Source organism: Pseudomonas sp. 2995-1, from assembly GCF_002742505.1.
Lineage (GTDB): Bacteria > Pseudomonadota > Gammaproteobacteria > Pseudomonadales > Pseudomonadaceae > Aquipseudomonas > Aquipseudomonas sivasensis.
Map to the genome: position 1 here is coordinate 1 of NZ_LJSA01000222.1, position 369 is coordinate 369.

General features: G+C 59.1%; 2 pseudogenes. Both read left to right on the top strand.

Annotated elements, in window-relative coordinates:
- Positions 1–92, top strand: a pseudogene (locus AOA61_RS32120) (nitrite reductase (NAD(P)H) small subunit); the annotation flags it as partial.
- Between the two features lie 186 nt (positions 93–278).
- Positions 279–368, top strand: a pseudogene (locus tag AOA61_RS32125) (nitrite reductase (NAD(P)H) small subunit); the annotation flags it as partial.
- Position 369: the final 1 nt, after the last annotated feature.

The following is a 369-nucleotide window of genomic DNA, read 5'->3' on the forward strand; positions in this document are numbered from 1 at the left end:
AGGACGGCCAGTGCCTGGAGTCGCCACACCAGCGATTGCAGGTGTGGCCGGTGCGATTGAATGAGGGCGTGGTGGAACTCGCAGTGAGCTGATACACCTCGGTCAAAATGTGGGAGGGGGCTTGCTCCCGATGGCGGTGTGTCAGTCGACATCGGTATGCCTGAACCACTGCTATCGGGAGCAAGCCCCCTCCCACATAAAACCGCATTACAGCTGAGAAATCCCACTGCTCTTTGCTGCAATCACGCGGCGTAATGCCTTTCTCCTTCGCGTACTAGGACGGCCAGTGCCTGGAGTCGCCACACCAGCGATTGCAGGTGTGGCCGGTGCGATTGAATGAGGGCGTGGTGGAACTCGCAGTGAGCTGAT